Annotated in this window: 21 protein-coding genes; 12 read left to right on the forward strand and 9 right to left on the reverse strand. The window is 57.2% G+C overall.

Going from position 1 to position 22,883, the window contains the following annotated elements; genetic code table 11:
* Positions 1 to 102 precede the first annotated feature (102 nt).
* Positions 103 to 2,496, reverse strand: a complete 2,394-nt coding sequence (locus IAE48_RS18885) for a phosphoketolase (RefSeq protein WP_200135259.1) — start codon at positions 2,494 to 2,496, stop codon at positions 103 to 105.
* Between the two features lie 106 nt (positions 2,497 to 2,602).
* On the opposite strand from IAE48_RS18885, the gene IAE48_RS18890 reads away from it, so the two are divergent.
* Positions 2,603 to 4,426 carry a glycoside hydrolase family 15 protein gene (locus IAE48_RS18890; RefSeq protein ID WP_200135260.1) on the forward strand — a complete coding sequence of 608 codons (1,824 nt, stop codon included), beginning with the start codon at positions 2,603 to 2,605 and terminating at the stop codon, positions 4,424 to 4,426.
* A 9-nt stretch (positions 4,427 to 4,435) separates the two neighbouring features.
* Here the strand turns inward: IAE48_RS18890 and IAE48_RS18895 are convergent, their stop codons facing one another.
* Together IAE48_RS18895 and IAE48_RS18900 are read right to left on the reverse strand one after the other, a co-directional pair.
* Positions 4,436 to 5,170 (reverse strand): MerR family transcriptional regulator, encoded by a 735-nt coding sequence (locus tag IAE48_RS18895; RefSeq protein WP_094419713.1) that lies wholly within the window; start codon positions 5,168 to 5,170, stop codon positions 4,436 to 4,438.
* A 91-nt stretch (positions 5,171 to 5,261) separates the two neighbouring features.
* Entirely contained in the window at positions 5,262 to 6,482 is a 1,221-nt protein-coding gene (locus IAE48_RS18900) for a diguanylate phosphodiesterase (RefSeq protein ID WP_200135261.1), read from the reverse strand.
* Between the two features lie 298 nt (positions 6,483 to 6,780).
* On the opposite strand from IAE48_RS18900, the gene ycgZ reads away from it, so the two are divergent.
* The 4 genes from ycgZ to IAE48_RS18920 all read left to right on the forward strand — a co-directional run bounded on the left by ycgZ (position 6,781) and on the right by IAE48_RS18920 (position 8,231).
* Complete coding sequence (gene ycgZ, locus IAE48_RS18905; protein ID WP_023478790.1) at positions 6,781 to 7,020, forward strand: regulatory protein YcgZ; 240 nt, start codon at positions 6,781 to 6,783, stop codon at positions 7,018 to 7,020.
* A 204-nt stretch (positions 7,021 to 7,224) separates the two neighbouring features.
* Entirely contained in the window at positions 7,225 to 7,488 is a 264-nt protein-coding gene (locus IAE48_RS18910; protein WP_232045435.1) for a hypothetical protein, read from the forward strand.
* Between the two features lie 37 nt (positions 7,489 to 7,525).
* Entirely contained in the window at positions 7,526 to 7,801 is a 276-nt protein-coding gene (locus tag IAE48_RS18915; protein ID WP_023478767.1) for a biofilm development regulator YmgB/AriR family protein, read from the forward strand.
* A gap of 121 nt (positions 7,802 to 7,922) precedes the next feature.
* Positions 7,923 to 8,231, forward strand: coding sequence for a monooxygenase (locus tag IAE48_RS18920; protein ID WP_200135262.1), 309 nt, complete (start codon positions 7,923 to 7,925; stop codon positions 8,229 to 8,231).
* Positions 8,232 to 8,289: 58 nt separating this feature from the next.
* On the opposite strand, the gene IAE48_RS18925 is transcribed toward IAE48_RS18920, so the two are convergent.
* Both IAE48_RS18925 and IAE48_RS18930 read right to left on the reverse strand, forming a co-directional pair.
* Entirely contained in the window at positions 8,290 to 8,811 is a 522-nt protein-coding gene (locus IAE48_RS18925; RefSeq protein ID WP_200135263.1) for an SMI1/KNR4 family protein, read from the reverse strand.
* Between the two features lie 57 nt (positions 8,812 to 8,868).
* Entirely contained in the window at positions 8,869 to 9,348 is a 480-nt protein-coding gene (locus tag IAE48_RS18930; protein ID WP_200135264.1) for a hypothetical protein, read from the reverse strand.
* 257 nt (positions 9,349 to 9,605) lie between these two features.
* On the opposite strand from IAE48_RS18930, the gene IAE48_RS18935 reads away from it, so the two are divergent.
* The 3 genes from IAE48_RS18935 (at position 9,606) to IAE48_RS18945 (ending at position 14,487) form a co-directional block, all read left to right on the forward strand.
* A complete protein-coding gene (locus IAE48_RS18935; protein ID WP_200135265.1) occupies positions 9,606 to 10,220 on the forward strand; it encodes a TetR/AcrR family transcriptional regulator in 615 nt (204 codons plus the stop codon).
* 74 nt (positions 10,221 to 10,294) lie between these two features.
* Positions 10,295 to 11,404: an efflux RND transporter periplasmic adaptor subunit gene (locus tag IAE48_RS18940; protein ID WP_200135266.1), complete on the forward strand. Its 1,110-nt coding sequence runs from the start codon at positions 10,295 to 10,297 to the stop codon at positions 11,402 to 11,404.
* Positions 11,401 to 14,487 (forward strand): efflux RND transporter permease subunit, encoded by a 3,087-nt coding sequence (locus IAE48_RS18945; RefSeq protein ID WP_200135267.1) that lies wholly within the window; start codon positions 11,401 to 11,403, stop codon positions 14,485 to 14,487. Before IAE48_RS18940 ends, IAE48_RS18945 begins: the two co-directional genes overlap by 4 nt.
* Here IAE48_RS18945 and IAE48_RS18950 read toward each other — a convergent pair.
* Positions 14,484 to 15,491 carry a LacI family DNA-binding transcriptional regulator gene (locus tag IAE48_RS18950; RefSeq protein WP_200135268.1) on the reverse strand — a complete coding sequence of 336 codons (1,008 nt, stop codon included), beginning with the start codon at positions 15,489 to 15,491 and terminating at the stop codon, positions 14,484 to 14,486. The genes IAE48_RS18945 and IAE48_RS18950 overlap by 4 nt on opposite strands.
* A gap of 224 nt (positions 15,492 to 15,715) precedes the next feature.
* Here IAE48_RS18950 and IAE48_RS18955 point away from each other — a divergent pair, with 224 nt between their 5' ends.
* The 3 genes from IAE48_RS18955 to IAE48_RS18965 all read left to right on the forward strand — a co-directional run bounded on the left by IAE48_RS18955 (position 15,716) and on the right by IAE48_RS18965 (position 19,118).
* Entirely contained in the window at positions 15,716 to 16,957 is a 1,242-nt protein-coding gene (locus IAE48_RS18955) for an MFS transporter (RefSeq protein ID WP_200135269.1), read from the forward strand.
* Between the two features lie 18 nt (positions 16,958 to 16,975).
* Positions 16,976 to 18,409: a glycoside hydrolase family 32 protein gene (locus IAE48_RS18960; RefSeq protein ID WP_200135270.1), complete on the forward strand. Its 1,434-nt coding sequence runs from the start codon at positions 16,976 to 16,978 to the stop codon at positions 18,407 to 18,409.
* Positions 18,410 to 18,620: 211 nt separating this feature from the next.
* Positions 18,621 to 19,118: a hypothetical protein gene (locus tag IAE48_RS18965; RefSeq protein WP_200135271.1), complete on the forward strand. Its 498-nt coding sequence runs from the start codon at positions 18,621 to 18,623 to the stop codon at positions 19,116 to 19,118.
* A gap of 219 nt (positions 19,119 to 19,337) precedes the next feature.
* On the opposite strand, the gene IAE48_RS18970 is transcribed toward IAE48_RS18965, so the two are convergent.
* The 3 genes from IAE48_RS18970 to IAE48_RS18980 all read right to left on the reverse strand — a co-directional run bounded on the left by IAE48_RS18970 (position 19,338) and on the right by IAE48_RS18980 (position 21,549).
* Positions 19,338 to 19,961 (reverse strand): glutathione S-transferase family protein, encoded by a 624-nt coding sequence (locus IAE48_RS18970; RefSeq protein WP_094419725.1) that lies wholly within the window; start codon positions 19,959 to 19,961, stop codon positions 19,338 to 19,340.
* A 66-nt stretch (positions 19,962 to 20,027) separates the two neighbouring features.
* Positions 20,028 to 20,945, reverse strand: a complete 918-nt coding sequence (locus IAE48_RS18975) for a LysR substrate-binding domain-containing protein (protein WP_200135272.1) — start codon at positions 20,943 to 20,945, stop codon at positions 20,028 to 20,030.
* Between the two features lie 91 nt (positions 20,946 to 21,036).
* Entirely contained in the window at positions 21,037 to 21,549 is a 513-nt protein-coding gene (locus tag IAE48_RS18980) for a MarR family winged helix-turn-helix transcriptional regulator (protein ID WP_200135273.1), read from the reverse strand.
* A gap of 130 nt (positions 21,550 to 21,679) precedes the next feature.
* Between IAE48_RS18980 and IAE48_RS18985 the strand changes: the two genes are divergently transcribed.
* Positions 21,680 to 22,861, forward strand: a complete 1,182-nt coding sequence (locus tag IAE48_RS18985) for an MFS transporter (RefSeq protein ID WP_200135274.1) — start codon at positions 21,680 to 21,682, stop codon at positions 22,859 to 22,861.
* The last annotated feature ends 22 nt before the right edge of the window (positions 22,862 to 22,883 follow it).

Consider the following 22,883-nt stretch of genomic DNA (forward strand, 5'->3'; position numbering starts at 1 on the left):
GGATGGCGGCTTCGCCTTATCCGGCCTACGGTAACGAAGCCGCTGGAACCGTGTAGGCCGGATAAGCGTTTACGCGCCATCCGGCAAGGGCGGTTGCAGAGGTTACTCGGGGGCGCCGCCGTCGCCCTGCGCGGAGGGCCATTTCCAGCCGCGGACTTCGGGTAAATCTTCCCCGTGTTCGCGCACGTAGCGGTGATGCTCGGCGATCTTCTCCGCCAGCTCATCCAGCACGGCGTCCGCTTTGCCTTGCAGGGAGGGGGTGCGCACAATCGCCTCTTGCGCCAGGTGAAAGCGGTCCAGCTCATTCATCACCGTCATATCGAACGGGGTGGTGGTAGTGCCTTCCTCCATAAACCCGCGCACGTGGAAATTGCCATGGTTATTGCGCGGGTAGGTGAGGCGATGGATCAGGCTCGGGTAGCCGTGGAAGGCGAAAATCACCGGTTTATCCGCGGTGAAGATGGCGTCAAACGCCTCGTCGCTCAGGCCGTGCGGGTGCTGCTCTGCCGTTTGCAGCGCCATCAAATCGACAACGTTCACCACCTGAATGCGCAGATCCGGGAAGTAGTCGCGCAGCAGATCGACCGCCGCCAGCGTCTCCATCGTCGGCACATCACCGGCACAGGCCATCACCACATCCGGCGCTTCGCCTTCGGCGACGGTGCCCGCCCAGGGCCAGATGCCCATACCCGCCGCGCAATGTTTCTGCGCCGCTTCAAGATTTAGCCACTGCGGGGCAGGCTGCTTACCGGCGACAATCACGTTAATGCGATCCCAGGTCTTCAGGCAGTGATCCGCTACGCAGAGCAGGGTGTTGGCATCCGGCGGCAGATAGACGCGTACAATATCGGCTTTCTTATTCACCACGTGGTCAATAAAACCGGGATCCTGGTGGCTGTAACCGTTGTGATCCTGGCGCCAGACGTGAGACGAGAGCAGGTAATTAAGGGATGAGATCGGCTCACGCCACGGCAATTTGCGCGTCACCTTCAGCCACTTGGCGTGCTGGTTAAACATTGAATCGACAATATGGATAAAGGCTTCATAGCAGTTAAACAGGCCATGACGCCCGGTGAGCAGATAACCTTCAAGCCAGCCCTGGCACTGATGTTCGCTGAGGATCTCCATCACCCGTCCATCGGCGGCAAGCTGCTCATCGTAGGGTTTGACCGGCTCCTGCCAGGTGCGGCTGGTGACATCAAACACTTTGCTTAAGCGGTTCGAGGCGGTCTCATCCGGGCCAAACAGACGGAAGTTATCGCGGTTGCGCTGGAAGATGCCAGCGAGATAAGCCCCGAGCGCGGCGGTCGATTCCGCCTGCGTCTCGCCGGGTGAGGTGACATCCACGGCGTAATCGGCAATCACTGGCGTGTTCAGCTCGCGGCGCAGACGGCCGCCGTTGGCCCACGGGGTGGCGCCCATACGTTTGTCGCCCTCCGGTGCCAGCGCGGCCAGCTCCGGGCGCAGCCGCCCCTGCTCATCAAACAGATCGTCAGGCTGATAGCTGCGCATCCACTCTTCGAGGATCTGCCGGTGGCCGTCATCTTCCCGGCAGGAGGAGACCGGCACCTGGTGCGCGCGCCAGAAGTCCTCCACTTTTTTACCATCCACCGTTTGCGGCCCGGTCCACCCTTTCGGGCTGCGCATAATAATCATCGGCCAGCGCGGTAAATCTTCAGCGGCTTCACCGCTGCGCGCCTGCTGCTGATAGTGGCGAATACGCTCCAGCGCCTGCTCCAGCGTCTGTGCCATCTGGCGGTGCATCTTCTCTGGCTCATGACCGCTGACAATCAGCGGCTCGTAGCCGTAGCCGCGAAACAGATGGAGCAGATCCTCATCGCTGCTGCGCCCAAGAATGGTCGGGTTAGCGATTTTATAACCGTTGAGATGGAGGATCGGCAGCACCGCGCCATCGCGTGCGGCGTTGAGGAATTTAATACCGAACCAGCTCGACGCCAGTGGGCCGGTCTCCGCTTCGCCGTCGCCAATCACGCAGGCGGCAATCAGCGACGGGTTATCAAACACCGCGCCAAAAGCGTGGGAGAGGGAGTACCCCAGCTCGCCGCCTTCGTTGATCGATCCCGGCGTTTCCGGTGCGGCGTGGCTTGGAATGCCGCCGGGAAAGGAGAACTGGCGAAAGAGGGTCTTCATCCCCTGCGCGTCCTGGCTCACCTGCGGATAGATTTCGCTGTAGCTCCCCTCAAGCCAGGTGTTCGCCACCATGCCCGGCCCGCCGTGCCCGGGGCCGCAGATGTAGATCATATCGAGATCGTGCTGGCGGATCGCCCGGTTGAGATGGGCATAGATAAAGTTCAGCCCCGGCGTGGTGCCCCAGTGGCCAAGCAGGCGCGGTTTGATATGTTCAGGCTTGAGCGGCTCGCGCAGCAGCGGGTTATCCATCAGGTAGATCTGCCCGACAGAGAGGTAGTTGGCCGCGCGCCAGTAGCGGTCGATTAGCTGTAGTTGATCATCGGGAAGTGAGGCGTATTGCGTCATGCGTTTCTCCGCGTCAGTGAAGTGAGTTCCTGTTAAGCCTGGCACAGATGCGGGAACCCTTTGCGTCACCTACGCTTAAAGCGTAACCGCACGCATAAGGATCCGAATGAAAACCGACACTCAGACCACCGCCGTGATTGATAAGCACGGCATTATCGGCAACCTGCGGACCTGCGCGCTGGTGACCGTTGAAGGGGCGATTGATTTTCTCTGCTGGCCCAATCTCGACAGCCCCTCCGTTTTTAGCTCGCTGCTCGATGCTAAACGGGGCGGCTACTTCTCCGTTGCGCCGTTGGGCGAGGGCTGGCGCGCCATTCAGCACTATTTGCCGGATACCAACGTGCTGCAAACCCGCTGGCTCTCGAATGAGACGATGGTGGAGCTGACGGACTTTATCGCCATCAACGAGGATGACGAAGCCAACCCGCTGATCGTGCGGCAAATCACCCTTGTGTATGGCGAGGCGACGATCAAGCTGCACTGCTCGCCGCGCTTCAATTACGCCAGCGACGTGCCGGAGGTGAAGGAGGATAAACGGGTTTATCACTTTAAGGGCAAGAAAGGCGCGGCGCTGACGCTGGCCTCATCCGAAACGTTGCAGGTGAAAAAAGGGCTCGTCGAAGGGGAGTTCAACCTGCGCGAGGGCGAAACGGCGACCTTTGTGCTCGGCGATAACAACCTGAAGCATGCGACGCTAAAACAGGTGGCGGCCCTGCGCCAGCGCACGCTCGCCTACTGGCAAAACTGGGTGGCGCAGAGCAAATACAGCGGCCGCTGGCGCGAAGCGGTAACCCGCTCTTCGCTGGTGCTGAAGCTGCTCACCTCTCAGCGCTACGGCTCGATTGCCGCGGCCGCGACTTTTGGCCTGCCGGAGCTACCCGGCGGTGAGCGTAACTGGGATTACCGCGCCACCTGGCTGCGCGACGCCTCGTTCAGCTGCTATGCACTGATCCGCTTAGGTTATGTCGAGGAGGCAAAGGCCTTCGGCGCGTGGATTGGCAGTTGTATGGAGAACAGTAAGTTCGACCCGAAAAAGTTGCAGGTGATGTACCGCCTCGACAGCGGAACCGATCTCACCGAAGAGGAGTTGCCGCACCTTGCTGGCTATCTCAACTCCAGGCCGGTGCGCAAAGGCAATGAAGCCTATAAACAGCTGCAACTCGATATCTATGGCGAACTGATGGACGCTGTCTATCTGACGACCAAATATGGCGACAACATCTCCCACCGCGCGTGGGGGCATGTTATGCGGTTGGTGGATTATGTCTGCGAAATCTGGGATTCACCCGATGCTGGTATCTGGGAGATGCGCGGCGAGCCGGAGAACTTTCTCTACTCGCGCCTGATGTGCTGGGTGGCGCTTGACCGCGCGCTGCGCCTGGGCGCCAAGCGGTCGCTCTCAATGCCGTTTGCCCGCTGGGAGGCGACGCGGCAGAAGATCCGCGACGATATCTGGAATAATTTCTGGAATGAGAAGCTCGGCCACTTCACCTCAACGCGCAACGGCAGCGATGTCGATGGCTCAATGCTGCTGATGCCGCTGTTTCGCTTTATCGGTGCCAAAGATCCGGACTGGCTGGCAACGCTTGACGCCATCCGCACAAAGTTAATGCGCGATGGCATGGTGCGGCGTTATTTGCAGGAGGAGACCCCGGCGGATTCATTGCAGGGGGAGGAGGGCTATTTTGCGCCATGCTCCTTCTGGTACGTCGAGTGCCTGGCGCGGGCAGATTTTGTCGATGAGGCGCGCATTGAGTTTGAGAAACTGCTGCACTACGCCAACCACCTTGGGCTGTACGCCGAAGAGTTTGATGAGCGCGGCTTCCCGCTCGGCAACTTCCCGCAGGCGTTGACGCATCTGGCGCTGATCAGCGCCGCGTTCTATTTGGATAAAAAGATGTCCGGGAATCAGCAAACCTGGCAGCCGTAAGGCTGCGGTTTACTGCGGGCCGTGAAAGGTGAGGGCGAAGCCCTGCTCCTGCCAGTGGGTAAACTGCTGCGACTGGCGCTGGGTCAGCGCTTTGCCCGTCCAGACCACCAGCTGCTTTCCCGGGAAAAACTCCGGGTGCGGTGAGTCAAGTGGGTCGGCAAGCACATCCAGCGCCCAGCCCTGCTGCGACAGCCGCCAGGCTTCCAGCCACAGGCGCGTACGATCGTCATTGTTCCAGGCGATAAACAGCGCCTCTCTGCTTCCCTGCGGGCGACTAAGCGCCAGCTGGGTGACGGCAAAGTCGATCAGCACGCCGTCAAGCAGGCTTAAGATCACCCGCGCGGTGTTCTGATCCCGCGCCAGCAGCAGGCGCACCGGCATAATCACCTCATCGATAAATTGATCGACGCTGTATTTACGCCCCATATCCAGCACCATGGCGCGCAGCCTGGCCGGGTTGACCTGGCGCAGGGTTGCCAGCAGATCCTCCTGCACCTTCGCCCAGCCTTGCTCATCGGCGGCGGGAGACTCATCCAGTAAGGCTTTTACTTTACTGACCGAGACGCCGCTTTCGATAAAGCGCTTGATCGCCTCAATGCGCAGAATGTCCGCCTCATCAAACTGACGATGGCCGCCCTCGCTGCGCTGGGGCTTTAGCAAACCGTAACGACGTTGCCATGCGCGAAGTGTGACGGGGTTAATTCCGCACCGTTCAGCCACTTCGCCAATACTGTAAAACGCCATGACTTCCTCGTAACCCCGATATACACCCGCAAAGCCTAGTTAAGCCTTGCAGGCTGTACAAGCACTTTGTACAGCTTTACTTAAGGAGCGATTAAGCATCGTCCTGTTTTTCTGGCCAGCAGACCGCTGGAATACCGTTGATATCCGGGCGCGCGAAGAGGTAGCCCTGGAACTGGGAGATACCCGCCGACTCCAGCCACATCCACTCTTCAGCTTTCTCGACACCGACGGCGGAGATCTGAATTTCAAGGGATGTACAACATTTGATGATCGCCTGCACAATCGCCTGGCGTGAGCCGCTCTTATGCACATCCTGAATCAGATCGCGGTTGATTTTGATGCGGTCCGGCTGGAACTGCGCCAGCAGCAGCAGGCCCGCAAAACCGGCGCCAAAGTGGTCAATCGCCACGCGGATCCCGGCACCTTTCAGCAACTTCACCGCTTTGGTGAACTCTTCCAGGCGCGAGATGATTTCGCTCTCGGTGAACTCAACGATGATCTGCTCCGGCACCAGGCCGTTAGCCTCAATCTCGCGCAGGATAAACTCGACCGCGCCGGGCACTTCAACCAGCGTCATCGGCAGCAGGTTGACCGAAAGGGTCTGCGCGCCAATATCCAGCGCGGTGGCCATCGCGAACGCCACTTTCTTACTCTCAAGATCGGCTTTATAGAGGGCATCACCCGTCAGGCCGTCAAAGTAGGCCTGCGGTGCATCGCCAGAAGGGGTACGCAGCAGGGCTTCAATCGCTACCACTTTGCGGGCGAAGGGATCGATCAGCGGCTGAAAGGCAAAGCGGCAGTCGGTGCTGGTGGCGGCAACGGACGCGGGCAGGGTGACGGCGCTACCGTCGGGCACGAACTCCCACTCGTCACCGACCGGGATCTCAAAGTAGTTCTCTTTCTCGCCCTCTTCGACAAAGGTCTGGAAGAACTGCAGCGCGCGGTCGTCATAAATAAGCTGGTATTTCGAGGTGCCTTTATCCAGCACCGTTTGCAGCACCTCTTCACGGTCGTAGGCGCGCAGATCAAACAGCTCCATCCCGGCTTTACCAAAGCGTCGTGACGGCGCGTAGTCGCGCAGCAGCTCCACAACGTTAAAGTGGCGCTCATCATTGCAGATGGCGTCGTAAATCGGATCCAGCGTCTCTTCCGGCCCTTCAAGCAGCTGGAAGAAGTGGGTGCCATTAAACAGCAGAATGCCGGTGACGTTGGCCTGGCTGTTTTTTTGATTGGCTGCTTCAACCATCCCTTCAAGCATCGAAAACGATACGTTGTCGCGAAAATGGCTGCGGTAAATAAGGGTGGTGAGCATAAGCGTTCCGAAAGGGATGAATGAGCGCTCACACTACCAGATGCAATCTGCCTCGTCTTCTTTGATTTAGCAGAGAATTATGCTGTTTATGCCTCTTGTACACGCGGCTTTTCAGCTTGTACAAGCTTGGTCAACCGCGTAAAAATTTTGCTGGTTATAATCACCTGATAAATATAAAGATTGTGAAATATTCATTAGATGGCTAACAAACTTGTACAATTACTATGTACAAATCGCCGTTTTTTGTATAACTTTAACGTTACTTTAACAAGTTAATGGATTATTTGAGGAGTGACATATGCAGCAGAACGGTTATTTTCCGAACACAGCTAATGCCATTACCCGCTATTTCAACAAGGCATCACTCCCGACTCAGCAGCAGACGCTGGGACAGATCGCTGTTGAAATCCTGAGCGAAGGACGCAACCTGAACCGCAAGGCAATTTGTACTAAATTGCTGAGCCGTCTGGAGCAGGCTTCTGGTCCGGAAGAGGAGAGCCACTATCACACGCTGATTGGCCTGCTCTTCGATCGCTAACAGAGTTTGACCAACGGCAATACTTTTGGCTTTTGAGTCAATTCTCGCGGGGTGATGAAGCGCTTCATGCGCGTGCAGAAAAGTTAATCGTCCCCAAGGGAGAATTGGCTTCATGCCGCAATTGCAGTTCGGCAAGTAGCGGCAACCCGAGATGCAGTTATGAATAGTAGTGAAATAGAGCAACTTACAGATGAACTTATCGGAGTGGCAGTATTGTCACTTCTGAAAGATAACTCACCCATCAGCACACGTGCGTTGATCAACCGGCTGCGGTCGATGGAGACCAGCGAGCAGGACGTTCAGCGGCGGCAGATGCTGGGGCGGATTATTGCTGAAATCAGCAACAATAATTTTGCCTCATTGAAGCGCGACAAAGGAAGCGATCGCGATGAGTGGGATGAGCAGAGCAGGGATAACGTTTTCCAGCTGTTTGGCGACAACACCGCCGGCAGTTCGAAAAAACATTAACAGACACGGTTATTATCACTAAAAAACGGGGTAAACGATGAGCCAGGTTTTGCTGGATTCACACGAATATGAAAATTTGCCTGATCTCTCGCTTGCTGAGTATTTTCGCAGCGGCGGCGAGACGCTCGCAGAGGAGTCTGTGGTACTGGGCGCGGCGATTCGTGGTGTTATGGCAGCCGGTGAACGTATTACCCATAAAGCCTTGATCCTGGAGTTGATCAAGATGATCGAGACCACAGAGGATGTGGTGAAAAGCGATATTGTACGCCACACCCTGGAAATCGTTGTACACCATACAACGGACGATATTTAACCGTACTGGCATCACCTGCTCTGACACAAAATCCACGCTCCGGCGTGGATTTTTTTTTGCTATTTCGCCATCGATGAAATAGTGTCGACAGGCTTATTAACATGCCATCACGGAGGATAGTATGGCCAGGAAAGTAGTGCAGATTCACTTCGATTTTAACGGCCCATTTGGCGATGAGATGTCGCAGCAGCTGGTGGAACTTGCCGAATCCATCAATCGGGAGCCGGGCTTTTTATGGAAAGTGTGGACCGAGAACGTGCTCGCTCAGGAAGCGGGAGGGATCTATCTCTTCGACAGCGAAGCGAACGCGCAGCGCTATATGGATAAACATATGGAGCGGTTAAAACAGTTTGGCGCCACCAACATCACCGTCAAACTCTTTGACGTCAATGAACCCCTGACACGGCTGAATCACGGCCAACTGGGGTAACGCTTTTCGCGCGCAGGCAGGCTTGTTGCCCGCGCGCTGTTTTAGCCTCTGCCAGCATTCAAAGGTCATCGAGGCAGATTTCGCCCTGTGTGCAGGTATGCTGGAGGATCATCTGGTAGAAGATGGTGAAATCAGGTGCCACTTTGTAGAGGTTGCCGCACTCTTGCTGTTCAGCAATATCAAATTGCTGGATATCATCTTCACAATGCAGATGCGTTCTGTCCCAGTAGTAAACGCCTTCACGACCCGCTCCATTCATCAACACGAAGTAGTTACCGCCTGGATCGTCGCCAATCAACAACGCGTCCGACAGATAGTCGAGCTCCTCCAGAAACTCATCATTGTTATACTTCAGGTCGTAGTACTTATTGCGCGTATCTATGCCAAACAGCGCTGAAAACGCCACTTCTCCTCGATCAACGCCGTGATAAGGCAGATTGCAGTAGTCGGGACTCTTTACTACCAGTCCGTTTTTCTGTTGCAGAAAATCCAGATAATCTTCGGGCGCGCTAAAGTTGAAGGTCGTCAGCAGTGGCAAGATGGCATTTTTTGCTGCCGGTTTTCCATATGAGAGAGGCATTGTTGCTCCTGGTATAGGTTTGCAATGTTTTATATGAGAGTAGATTCAGACTGCCGGTTAGCGACTGCCATCCATACGTGCTGGTGGTGGATCGGCGGAGACAAGAATGTAGTGTTTACGCGCAACCGGCCGCCAGATGCCGCGCGGATCGCCGACAAAGGGAAACCTGAAAAAGGGCCGCTCGGCGATTTCAACCCGCCATGTGGTATCGCCAATAAAGCTGAATTCAACCGCCTGCGCAAACAGTGTTAAATCTTCAAAGCTACCGGTGGTATACGCCCCGCCGAGCGTCAGGATCTCCTTCACGCCCTGCTGACGATCGATTAAGACAATCAGCAGCGCCTCTTCAAACGGGACATCATCGGTAAGAAGCAGTAACAGCCGGGATTCATCTACCCCGATAGCCGCTTCAATCCACTGCGCAGGCACTGTAAAGCCGGTTGCGCGACCATCAATCACCACCTCATGGGCGGCAGGCCTCGAGGTGGTTGCCGGGTGAATCAGATGCAGAGTGACGTTATGCAGCGGTTTAAACATAGTGGCCCTGAATGTGATTTATCCTGTTATATGCCAGTAAGATGCAAAGCCTGCGTCGGGCGCGGTTTCTTATGCGCAACCGTAACGATTATAATCGAGCATCAAATTGTGAGCTCAGGCTGGTGGCAGCACGCTGCCGGGCGAGAGTACTCCACTCTGACGGAAAAGAGATCGCCGTTGTGCCGAAAGAAATCGTGACTTAATTGTGTTTTGGTCACATTTTGTTGGTCAGGGTGAAATAAGGTGAGCGGAAAAAAATGCCAAAAGAGATGAACATCAATGCAGTACGCGGCCCGTCGGATCACTCGGTTCGCGATCAGGTTGTTGAGGCAGCCACCGAGCACTTCGGCCACTTTGGTTACGAAAAAACCACCGTTTCCGATCTCGCGAAAGCGATTGGTTTTTCCAAAGCCTATATCTATAAATTTTTCGATTCCAAGCAGGCGATAGGCGAAGTGATATGCGCGAACCGCCTGGCGATGATGATGGATATCGTCAACGCCGCTATTGCGGATGCGCCGAGCGCGTCGGAACAACTTCGCCGGCTGTTCAACGCCGTGGTGCAAGCAGGCAGCGATCTCTTCTTTCACGATCGCAAACTGTATGACATTGCTGCCGTTGCCGCGCGTGACAAATGGCCCTCCGCGCAGGCGCACGAGCAGCGTCTGCGCCAGCTCATTGAGCAGATCGTCAAAGCGGGACGCGAGGCAGGAGAGTTTGAGCGTAAAACACCTCTTGATGAAGCCGCGGATGCCATCTACCTGGTGATGCGTCCCTATATCAGCCCTGTTCAGTTGCAGTACAACCTGGAGACGGCACCGGCTGCCGCTGTTTTCCTCTCTTCGCTGATCCTGAGAAGCCTTGCGCCTTGAGTTGTGACTATTGACAAAATTGGTCACTAGTTTAAAAATGCGGTTCCACTCCTCTTCATTGTTTAAGGGAACCCATGCTCAGGCCCAATCCTGCCACCTTAGCTATTTGCCTCTTGCCGCTGGCGATTGTCGCCTGCGGTGACAATGGCAACAGCAACGATCCCCGAACCCAGCCGCCGCTGGTGAGAACAGCCCCTGTCATGAGTGCGGTCGATAACGCCCGCGCGTTTACGGGTACCGTCGTGGCGAGAATTCAAAGCGACCTTGGTTTTCGTGTGCCGGGCAAAGTTCTTGAGCGCCTTGTCGATACCGGCCAGACGGTCACGCGCGGCCAGCCGTTAATGCGTCTCGACCCCGCCGACTTAAGCCTGCAGGCGGTCAGCGCTGCCCAGGCGGTAAGTGCAGCTCAGGCCAGGGTCAGACAGGCGGCGAGTGATGAAGCGCGCTACCGCAGCCTGGTTACCACGGGCGCGGTGTCGGCCTCTGCCTACGATCAGGTCAAAGCGGCCGCAGAGACGGCGCGGGCCGATCTGAAAGCGGCGCAGGCGCAGGCCAGCGTGGCGCAAAATGCGATGCATTATGCCGTGCTGCTGGCGGATGGCGATGGGGTGGTGATGGCGACGCTGGCGGAGCCGGGCCAGGTGGTCAGCGCCGGGCAGGCGGTGGTCAGGCTGGCCCGTTCCGGGCAGCGTGAAGCGATTGTCCAGCTCCCGGAAACCCTACGCCCGTCGCTCGGCAGCCGGGCGCAGGCCACGCTGTATGGGCGTGCTGGTCAGGCTGTCCCGGCGACGTTGCGACTGCTGTCGGATGCGGCGGATCCGCTGACGCGCACCTTCGAGGCAAGGTATGTGCTGCAGGGCGCGCTGGCAAGCGCACCGCTTGGAGCCACCGTCACGCTCAACATTACCGAAGGTTTGTCAGCCAAGCCGTTACTGCAGGTGCCGCTGGCTGCCGTTTATGACGCGGGAAAAGGGCCGGGTGTCTGGGAAGTGTCAGGCAAACCCGCCCGGGTGAGCTGGCAGCCGGTAGAGGTGGTGAATATCACCGATGATGCCGCACGGGTGATGGGAAATTTGCAACCCGGCGAGCCTGTGGTCGCGCTGGGTGCGCATTTGCTGCATGAGGGTGAGGCGGTGCGACAGGCGAAGCAGAGCGACAGCGAAATCGCAGGGAGTCGCCCATGAGCGGCGGCAGTTTTAACCTCTCCGCGATTGCCGTGCGCGAGCGCGCTATTACGCTGTTTCTGATTATCCTCATTACTATCGCCGGGAGTGTCTCCTTCTTCAAAATGGGGCGGGCCGAGGATCCGCCGTTTACCGTCAAGCAGATGACCATTATCTCTGCCTGGCCCGGTGCGACAGCGCAGGAGATGCAGGATCAGGTAGCGGAACCGCTGGAAAAACGGCTGCAGGAGTTGCAATGGTATGACCGGACTGAGACCTATACGCGTCCCGGTCTTGCTTTCACCATGCTCTCCCTTCAGGACAGTACGCCACCTTCCCTGGTTCAGGAGGAGTTCTACCAGGCGCGTAAAAAAGTGGGCGATGAAGCTAAAAACCTGCCTGCCGGGGTAATCGGCCCGCTGGTCAATGATGAGTTCTCGGATGTCACGTTTGCGCTGTTTGCGCTGAAGGCCAAAGGCGAGCCGCAGCGCCTGCTGGTGCGGGATGCCGAGTCGCTGCGCCAGCGGTTGCTCCACGTTCCCGGCATCAAAAAGGTCAATATCATCGGCGAGCAGGCGGAACGCATCTTTATCTCCTTCTCTCACGACCGGCTGGCGACGCTCGGCATCTCCGCGCAGGATATTTTCGCCGCGCTCAACGACCAGAATGTGCTGACGCCGGCTGGCTCCATCGATACCCGCGGGCCGCAGGTCTTTATTCGCCTCGACGGCGCGTTTGATACGCTGGAGAAAATCCGGCAAACGCCGCTGGTGGCGCAGGGACGAACGCTGAAGCTTGCCGATGTCGCCACGGTTGAACGCGGTTATGAGGATCCGGCAACCTTTCTGGTGCGCAATCAGGGGGAACCCGCGCTGCTGCTGGGTGTGGTCATGCGCGAGGGCTGGAACGGCCTGGCGCTGGGCGAGGCGCTTGATAAAGAAGCCGCCAGCATTAATGCCGGGATGCCGCTTGGAATGTCATTGACCAAAGTAACCGATCAGTCAGTGAACATCAGTTCCGCCGTGGATGAGTTCATGATCAAGTTCTTTGTGGCGCTGCTGGTGGTGATGGTGGTCTGCTTCCTTAGCATGGGCTGGCGCGTAGGCGTCGTGGTGGCCGCCGCGGTGCCGCTGACGCTGGCCGTCGTCTTTGTGATCATGGAAGCGACGGGCAAGAACTTCGATCGCATTACGCTCGGCTCGCTGATTCTGGCCCTCGGTTTGCTGGTAGATGACGCCATTATCGCCATCGAGATGATGGTGGTGAAAATGGAGGAGGGCTACGACCGCATCAAGGCTTCCGCCTATGCCTGGAGCCATACCGCCGCGCCCATGCTGGCGGGCACGCTGGTAACGGCTATCGGCTTTATGCCCAACGGTTTTGCCCACTCCACCGCCGGGGAATATACCAGCAATATGTTCTGGATCGTCGGCATTGCATTGATTGCCTCGTGGGTGGTGGCGGTGGTCTTTACGCCCTACCTGGGCGTCAAAATGTTGCCCGCGATAAAACCGATTGAAGGGGGGCATGCGGCGATCTACAACACCCGTCGCTATAACCAGTTCCGTGGGCTGCTGGCACGTGTGATTGCTGCGAAATGGCTGGTGGCAGGCTCGGTGGTTGTACTGTTTACCGTTGCCATTCTGGGGATGGGGCTGGTGAAGAAACAGTTTTTCCCCACCTCCGATCGCCCGGAAGTGCTGGTGGAAGTGCAGATGCCTTACGCCACTTCCATTGCGCAAACCAGCGCCACAACGGCGAAAATCGAGGCGTGGCTCAGGCAGCAGAAAGAGGCGGAAATTGTCACTTCCTATATTGGCCAGGGCTCACCGCGCTTTTATCTGGCGATGGCGCCGGAGCTGCCCGATCCTTCGTTTGCCAAAATTGTGGTTCGCACCGGCAGCCAACAGGCGCGCGAAGCGCTTAAGTTTCGGCTTCGTCACGCCGTGGCGGATGGTCTGGCGCCGGAGGCGCGCGTTCGAGTCACCCAACTAGTGTTTGGACCCTATTCACCCTATCCGGTGGCCTTTCGCGTGATGGGACCGGATCCCCAGGTATTACGTGACATTGCCGATAAAGTGAAAACGGTGATGCAGGCCAGCCCGATGATGAGAACGGTTAATACGGACTGGGGCGCACGGGTGCCGACGCTACACTTCACGCTTGATCAGGATCGCCTGCAAGCGGTGGGGCTGACCTCCAGCGCCGCGGCCCGCCAGCTTCAGTTTCTGCTTACCGGCGTGCCGATTACTTCGGTGCGGGAGAATATCCGTGCCGTGGAGGTCATTGGCCGTGCGGCCGGGGATATTCGGCTTGATCCGGGTAAGATCGCCGGTTTCACGCTGGTCGGCTCGGCCGGTCAGCGCATTCCGCTGTCGCAGGTCGGGGAGGTTGAGGTGCGCATGGAAGAACCGCTGCTGCGCCGCCGCGATCGGGTGCCGACCATTACCGTGCGGGGTGATATTACTGAATCCCTGCAGCCGCCGGATGTCTCCACCGCCATGATGCAGCAACTGCAGCCAGTGATTGCCGCGCTGCCGGACGGGTATCAGATTGAACAGGCGGGCTCGATTGAGGAGTCCGGTAAAGCCACCAAAGCGATGGCACCGCTCTTTCCGATTATGATCGCCATGACGCTGCTGATCATCATTTTGCAGGTACGTTCACTCTCTGCGATGGTGATGGTGTTTATGACCGCGCCGCTGGGGCTAGTCGGCGTGGTACCGACGCTGCTGCTCTTCCATCAACCCTTTGGTATCAATGCGCTGGTGGGGCTGATTGCCTTGTCCGGGATTTTAATGCGTAACACGCTGATTCTGATTGGGCAAATTCACCACAACGAGCGGGAGGGGCTGGCACCGTTTGACGCGGTGATTGAAGCGACGGTACAGCGTGCAAGGCCGGTGCTGCTCACGGCGCTGGCGGCGATCCTTGCCTTTATCCCGCTGACGCATTCGGTCTTCTGGGGAACTCTGGCCTACACGCTGATCGGTGGAACACTCGGGGGTACCATTATCACGCTGGTGTTCCTGCCAGCGATGTATGCCATCTGGTATCGCATTAACCGCCCCGATCCGCATGAAGCGAAGAGGGCAGTGGGTTAACGCCGTTCCAGCATGGAATCACGCAGCAGAAACGGGCTGGCAACCCGCGTGGTCTGCTTATGTTCATTACCATTAATAATATGCAGGGCGCTCAGGCGCCCGATCTCATAATGCGGGAGCTGCACCGTTGCAAGGGAGGGCAGGAACAGCTCGCCGATGCCCACCATATTGTCGTAACCAACCACTGCCACATCCTGCGGAATGTGCAGCCCCTGCGCGAGTAACGTTTGATAGACCATAAACGCAATGCGATCGTTACCGCAGATCACCGAATCGAACTGCGGCTTTTGCGCGTGGATATGCGCCAGCACCTGCGCCGGAATGTCACGGTAATGCTCGTCACCCTGCGCCATATAGAGATGAGTCAGGCCGTCCGGGTTAACCCCGGCTTCACGGCAGGCACGCTCCAGCCCTTTACGCCGACGCGCGGTGGCAAGCAGCGGTTCGGGCAGATGCAGACAAAGGGGCTGGCGATAACCCGCCTCCAGCAGGGCTTTTACCGCGCTGTACTGGCCCTGCTCATCGTCGGGAATATAGCTGGCGACCGGATGGTGCAGGCTTTCGCAGTTGGCGAGCACGCAGGGCAAGGTAAGCAGTTTGGCGGGCAGCGGCACCTGGCGCAGCCCCATGGTGGTGTAGATAATGCCGTCCGGCCGGTGGGAGAGCAGCAGATCAACAATCGCATCCGGGTTGTCGTCGGTGAACATATTCATTACGAAGCTGTTCCAGCCGTGCGCGCGTGCGGTCTCTTCAATCGATAAGGTAATTTCCACCGAGAAGGGTGTTGTCACAGTGTCCAGCGCCAGCACGCCGATGGTTTTCGGCGAGGCGTGCGCACCGCGGATCTTTTTCGCTGAGAGATCCGGGACATAATTGGTCTGCTCAATCGCCGCCTGTACCCGCGCCAGCGTCTCCGGCTTGAGGCGTTGCGGGCTGTTGAGTGCGCGCGAGACCGTCATCAGCGAAACGTTCGCCAGCTTTGCTACATCCTTCAGAGACGCCATATCTGTTACTCCATGCGGGCTTACTCGCGCAATCACTGCGGCCAGAGAGGGCGCTATCGTAACGTATTTATGGTGTCGTCACAGGCGCGGAGTTTGATCTCCCTCTCACTCCTGCTATGTTAACGTTAACTCTTGTGATTAACATCATGAATCTCAGCAGAATTGCAGGAGTGATACAGTATGTTAACGTTATCATCGTTGCATGACTCCAACATGAGACTGTCATGATGAAAACCCATCACGCTCACAGCTACCCACTGCTCAGTGCCTTACTGTTCTTCTTTTTCATCACCTGGTCCGCTTCCGGCTCGCTGCTCTCCATCTGGCTTCATCAGGAGGTGGGGCTGAAAGCGGGGGATACCGGGATCATCTATGCCGTGCTCTCCGTCTCCGCGCTGTTTTCGCAGATCTGTTATGGCTTTATTCAGGACAAGCTGGGCCTGCGCAAAAACCTGCTCTGGTATCTGACCGCCATGCTGGCGCTCTCCGGCCCGGCCTTCTTACTGTTTGGCTATCTGTTACAGATCAACATCCTGCTCGGCAGCGTGTTTGGTGGCATCTATATCGGCTTAACCTTTAACGGCGGCATCGGGGTGCTGGAGTCCTACACCGAGCGCGTCGCGCGCCAGAGCCAGTTTGAGTTTGGTAAAGCACGGATGTGGGGTTCCCTTGGCTGGGCGGTAGCGACCTTTTTTGCCGGCCTGCTGTTTAATATCAACCCGAAACTCAACTTCGCGGTGGCAAGCGTATCCGGGCTGGTCTTCTTTGTGCTGCTGGTGCGCTTAAAAGTCTCCTCTGCGCCGCACGCGATGCAGGAGGCGGTGAGCGGCGGGAAAGTAACACTCGCCGATGCGCTGGGTTTACTGACGCTGCCGCGTTTCTGGGCGCTGGTGCTGTTTGTGATTGGCACCTGTATTTATGGCGTCTACGACCAGCAGTTCCCGGTCTATTTCTCGTCGCAGTTCCCGACGTTGCAGGAAGGCAACGCCATGTATGGCTATCTCAATTCGTTCCAGGTGTTTCTTGAAGCGGCGGGCATGTTCTGCGCGCCGTGGCTGGTGAACAGGATTGGCGCGAAGAACGGCCTGATTTTCGCGGGCATGGTGATGGCAATGCGCATGGTCGCCTCCGGGCTGGTTGAGGGGCCGCTGCTTATCTCCATCACCAAACTGCTGCACGCGGTCGAGTTGCCGATCCTGCTGGTGGCGATCTTTAAGTACAACAGCCTGCACTTCGATAAACGCCTCTCCTCCACGCTCTACCTGGTGGGCTTCGCCTGCACCAGCTCGGTGATCGCCTCGGTGCTGTCGCCGCTGGCGGGCTACAGCTATGAGAAATATGGCTTTGCACAATCCTATTTGATCATGGGGCTGCTGGTCTTCGCCACCACCTTTATCTCCATCTTCCTGTTGCGTTCCGGTAAGTCATCTTCTGACCCGCTGATGCCGCAACCCTCCGCCATTTAACCGAAAAGAGTAGCGACTATGACATATTCACTTGCCGACGCTGAACAGGCGCTTGTGGCCAAACGAGACACGTTAAACCTGCGCTGGTATCCGCGCTACCACCTCGCGGCGCGCGCAGGCTGGATGAACGATCCGAACGGGCTGGTCTGGTTTGATGGCTGGTACCACGCCTTTTATCAGCATCACCCCTATTCAACACAGTGGGGGCCGATGCACTGGGGGCATGCGCGCAGTAAAGATCTGCTGCACTGGGAGCATCTGCCGGTGGCGCTGGCGCCTGAAGGCCCGGCAGACAGAGATGGCTGCTTTTCCGGCTCGGCGGTGGTTGATGGCGACACGCTGGCGCTGATCTACACCGGGCATAAATTTCACGGCGATGCCACGGATGAGGCCAATCTCTATCAGGTGCAGTGCCTGGCCACCAGCCGCGACGGCATCCATTTTGAGCGCCAGGGAATGGTGCTGGATACGCCGCCCGGGCTGCACCACTTTCGCGATCCGAAAGTGTGGCGGGAAGGGGACGAGTGGTACATGGTCGTCGGCGCACGCGACGGCGAAACGGGCCATGTTCGTCTTTACCGCTCCGGCGATCTGCGCGAGTGGCAGGACGCTGGCGTGCTGGATGAGGCGGAAAAAGCGCTCGGCTTTATGTGGGAGTGCCCGGACTTTTTCACCCTCGGCGACAAACGGGTACTGATGTTCTCGCCGCAAGGCATCGCGGCGCAGGGCTACAACAACCGTAATCTCTTCCAGAGCGGCTATATTCTCGGCCAGTGGCAGCCGGGCCAGCCTTTTGTGCGCGAAAGCGAGTTTATCGAGCTGGATCACGGCCATGACTTCTATGCCCCGCAAAGCCTGCTGACGCCTGATGGGCGGCGGATTGTTATTGGCTGGCTGGATATGTGGGAATCGCCGCTGCCGGAGCAGCAGGATGGCTGGGCCGGGATGCTGTCGCTGCCGCGCGAAGTGAGCCTGAGCGCCGACAACCGCGTGCAGATGCGTCCGGCAAGAGAGGTGGAAACCCTGCGCGGCGCGTGGAGGCCGTGGCCGGTTACGTTGCTTGAGGATCAGCAAATCACGCTGCCGGAGAACGGTGAGGCGCTGGAGGTGCTTCTGCGCTGGGAGTGCGCTGACAGCAGCGCGGAGCAGTATGGCGTCAGCCTCGGCGAGGGGCTGCGCGTTTATGTTGATGCGCAAATGCAGCGCCTGGTGCTGGCGCGTCACTATCCGCAGTATGGGCTATGCGGTATGCGCAGCGTGCCGGTTGATATCAACGCATCGCTGGAGCTGCGCCTCTTCTTCGACAGCTCGTCAGTTGAGGTGTTTGTTAATGACGGAGAGGCGTGCCTGAGCAGCCGCATCTATCCTGATGCTGATAAGCGCGCACTCGCGCTGTTTGCGTGGAGCGGTTCGGCACGCGTGACAGAAGCCGGGGCCTGGACGCTGGCGTAACAGACGTTAAAGAGTCCACGGTCGCGTGGGCTCTTTAAGCACGGGCAGTATCGCGTCGTTGTCGCTTTTAAGTGTGAGTAAAACTCACACTAACCGTCACTATTTATCGTTTTATAAACAGACCCGCAGTGAAATACCCTCATCTCAGCCCCGTTATCTCCCGGGCACACACTTTTAATGACACGCAAAAATGAGAATGAAGGGGGCGCAGGTGACGTTGGATCTTTTATTGCAGTTGGTTGATCTTTTATCAGAGCGAAAAAATAACGCTGCTGGCCGGGCGCAGCGTAAAGCGCTAAACGGCGCGCATTTACACGATCTTATTAGCATGCTTTCAGCGGAGAATAGCCGCGCTGAAACGGTATCGGCATTAATACTGCGCCTGCATATTCTTGCCGCAGCCCACAGCGATCCCACCAAAGCCGAGGCGTTGCTGTTGGCGAATCTGGATAATGAGGAGAACAACTTTCCGCTGCTCGATTTATCCCGCTGGCCGCAGGTGCGTTACGCTGTTTCAGGGGAGTTGCAGACCCCGGAGTCTGAAGCCTATTTTCACTCCGTGACCTCTGCCGTGACGGTGTTACGCGCGGCGATAATTGAGGCCGAGCGCGCAAAGGGTGTGCCCGCGTTTTTTATCCTCGATAACGTGCTCAACCTTAATAGCGCGCTGCCGGAGAGATATAAAAAGATGGCTAATATCCTTTACTGATAAACCACCCATAGCGTCCCGGCTGCCGCACTATTTCTGCCGCGTGTTATTTGCTCACTTATTTACTACCCGCCGGGCATACCGTGGTTACAGGTTATTCCGGCAGGTAGGCATAATTTTCGGGTGACATAAGGTAGAGGAAGAAATTAATTACCCAAAAGTCGTGGGGCGCTTATCTTCGTCTCGACACGGTTTATGAAGAGACGAAGATCGGCGGAGTTAAACCATACCGTTATTGCCATGCCGTAAAAAGGCCGGGCGACGGTTCAGCCTTGCGAACCATGCATCGATCGCCGGTACCTCCGGATGGGGCAGCGGCGTCATCTTCCAGCGGTTTACCGAAAGGCCGAGCACGATATCCGCCAGACTAAAGCGCTCGCCCGCCGCCCATGCGCCGGTGCGTTCAAGCTGCTGCTCAACGATTTCAATGCAGCGATTCCACTCGATAATGCCCCGGGCGATAGCATTTTCGTCGTTATAGGCGGGGTTTTTGCGGGCAAGGGCAGGGAAGGCGTAGCGCCAGGCGTTGTTGAACTCCGTCGCCTGCCAGTCCATCCACTGCTCAACGCGGGCGGCGGCCTGCGCTTCACCGGGTAGCAGATCGTCTCGTCCGGCTTTGCGCGCCAGGTAGCGACAAATCGAATTCGACTCCCATAATACGAACCCTTCATCAATCACCACCGGCACCAGCGCGTTGGGGTTCATGGCTCTGAACGCCGCCGTCTCCGTTGAGGCAAAGCCGCTTCCGTACTCTTCCAGCAGATAGTCGATACCGGCCTCTTCGCATGTCCAGAGCACCTTACGCACATTGATGGATGACTTTTTACCAAGGATCTTCAACATACCTATTTTTTCCTTCAGGAGAGGTTAACGGGGACTATCATCACGCTGTTAATGGTGTCATTGAGGTCACTCTTTCTCGCTATCGAGATAGGCGATCTCCAGTGGCGGCAACAGAGGGGTGTGCGCACTTAACCAGTGCAGAAGGCGCTCAACACTCTGGTATCTGCACGAGTTTTTCGGCCAGACAAGGTAGTAGCCATCTCCTGTAGCAACCGCTTCCTTAAAAGGAAGGGCGAGAAGCCCGCTGTTAAGTGCTTCAGCCGTGAGGCTGAGGTCGGATATTGCCACGCCATGGCCGTTGATGGCGGCGATGCACCCCTGTTCAAGGGTGTCGAAGACTTTGCCGAAACTCATATCCATCCCCGGGGAAAAGCCGGTTCTTTTTAACCACCGTCGCCAGTCTCGTCTGTCCGGTGAGGGATGGATAAGATCGCCCGGTACGAGCTTCTGCCGCACGGATTCGACCATCGAGGGGTGACAGACCGGAATGAGCCACTCCTGGAAAAGCAGCCTGCTCTCTGTAGCGTCGCCAAAATAGCCATTGCCAAGCAGAATGGCGCAATCGTACGGCTCGCGCATGAAATCAACGTTGTCGATGTCCATCCAGACGCTGGCGATATCAACTTTGAATTTCCCATGGTTCTCATGAAAGCTCTTCAGCACGTCAAGCAGCCAGCGGATGGTAAGCGTGCTGGGGGCTTTAAGGCGCAGAAGATGGCTGGTACTTTTGAACGCGCGGCAGGCCCATTCAATGCTGTTAAAACTTTCGTTAAGTTGCCCGGCCAGAACGCGGCCGGCTTCACTTACCTCCACCCGTGGGCCCTGCCTGATGAAAAGCTCACATTCGAACCAGAGCTCAAGAGTGCGGACATGTCGGCTGACGGCACCCGGCGTGATATTCAATAGCGCCGCTGCTTTACTGAATGAGTTAAATCGTGCCGCGGCTTCGAATGCACGCAGGGCATACAGCGGAGGTAAGGACATAATTTCCCTTAATAAAAGGTGCGATCACCCGGCTAGCAGCCTGAATCGATAATGCTAAAAAGCACCGTATAAATCAAAAACGCACTGTCGGTTATTGCGTGTTTGTCGCTATCTCTTCTGCAGGAAAGGTGAGCAACACTTGTCTGAGCAGGGAACCAAGCTGTTCGCGTTGAGCGTGGGATAGATTCTCCAGCAGACTATTTTGCGTTGCGGTATGCACCACCAGCGCCTGCTCGATAAGGCGTCGCCCATGCGGCGTCAGGCTGACCCGTGTGCTGCGCTTATCATCAGGATCGCTGATGCGCGCTATAAGCCCCTGTTGTTCGAGATGATTGAGGCGGTTAGTCATTGCGCCGGAGGTGATCAGCAGCGATTTATAGAGCTGTGTTGGCGAAAGTGAGTAGGGCTCACCTGCACGGCGCAGAGTGGCGAGCACATCAAACTCACCCTCGCGAAAGCCGAACGGTGCCATCGCCTGTGCCCGTACTTTTGCCAGATGTTTAAGCAGCCGCAGCATGCGACCAAAAACTTCCATCGATGAGGCATCCAGCTCAGGCATGGCCTTGCCCCACTGACCGACGACAAAATCCACATGGTCCTGCATATATCCCCCCGTGACAGGCAAATTTATCGTGTTGTGCACTGCCTCTTACACCGGTCGCTATTTTATCTTAACGTTAAGATAAACGCTCGCGACGTTTTGTCCGGGTTGTTAACTTCTTAAAGGAACCCTTGTGAAACAGATTACCCCTTCGCCGTTTATCTTCGCGATTATCGCGTTTATTGTCGGGCTGAATCTGCGCCCGATTCTGGCTTCCACAGGACCGCTGTTTAGCGTATTGCAGCGCGAAGCAGGGCTATCGGCCACGCAGTTCAGCCTGCTTACCACTCTGCCGGTTGTGATGATGGGGCTGGCTGCCTTATGTGGCCCCTGGCTTTTAGCCAGACCCGGGGCAGTGCGCGGGATCATGGCAGCCCTGTTCATCCTGCTGCTGGCCTGTTTGCTGCGCGGAGTGAGCACCTCGATGAGCGGCCTGATGGGCACCGCGTTAGTCGGCGGAGCGAGTATCGGCATGATTCAGGCATTGATGCCCGCACTGATTAAAAAGGCGTATGCCCAATCGGCCAGCACGGTGATGTCGCTGTTCAGCACCGGGATTATGGCGGGTGCCGCGATGGCTGCCGCCAGCGCTGAGCCGCTGTTTTCATGGCTTGAACTCAAGCCTACGCTTGCCATGCCGGGGGTAGTCGCACTTGTTGCCCTGCTGCTCTGGATGACGGTCGCCAGGCATCTTCACGGCGAAAAAGCGGTGTATGAAAAGGTGGCGCTCAACCCCTCACGCAGCACACTGTTGTTACTCTTTTTTGGTATCGGAACGGGTGCCTACACGCTGGTATTAGCCTGGCTGCCGCCGCTCTATATTCAGGCAGGGTGGAGCGCGCGCAGCAGTGGATATATGCTGGCCTGGCTGACATTAACCGAAGTGGTCGCGGGTTTTGCGGTTTCAGCGTTGATTCATAAATTCCCCGATCGCCGGGTGCCGCTGATTGCGGTGCTGTTGCTGCTGCTGGCGGGGCTGATGTCTCTTATCTTTGCTCCCGGCTCGATGCCGGTTATCTCGACCCTGCTGCTTGGCGTGGGTATCGGCGCGCTGTTCCCGCTCTCGCTGATTGTGACCTTCGATCACGCCCGCACGCCCGCTGAGGCGGGGACGTTACTGTCGCGAGTGCAGGGTGGAGGTTATATGATTGCCGCACTGATGCCTTTGCTTGCCGGTATCGTTCGTGACAGCAGTGTCTCACTGACGAGCGCGTGGCTGGTGATGAGCGCGGGCGTCGTGGTAATGATTTTCATCGCCATCAACTTTAAGCCGGTCGTGGCGAAGCCGCAGGGGGCACTCGATGCAGAGTGCTGAGGCTGTTTTAACATCAAAACCA

It is taken from the genome of Kosakonia sp. S57 (assembly GCF_016516575.1).
Classification (GTDB): domain Bacteria; phylum Pseudomonadota; class Gammaproteobacteria; order Enterobacterales; family Enterobacteriaceae; genus Kosakonia; species Kosakonia cowanii.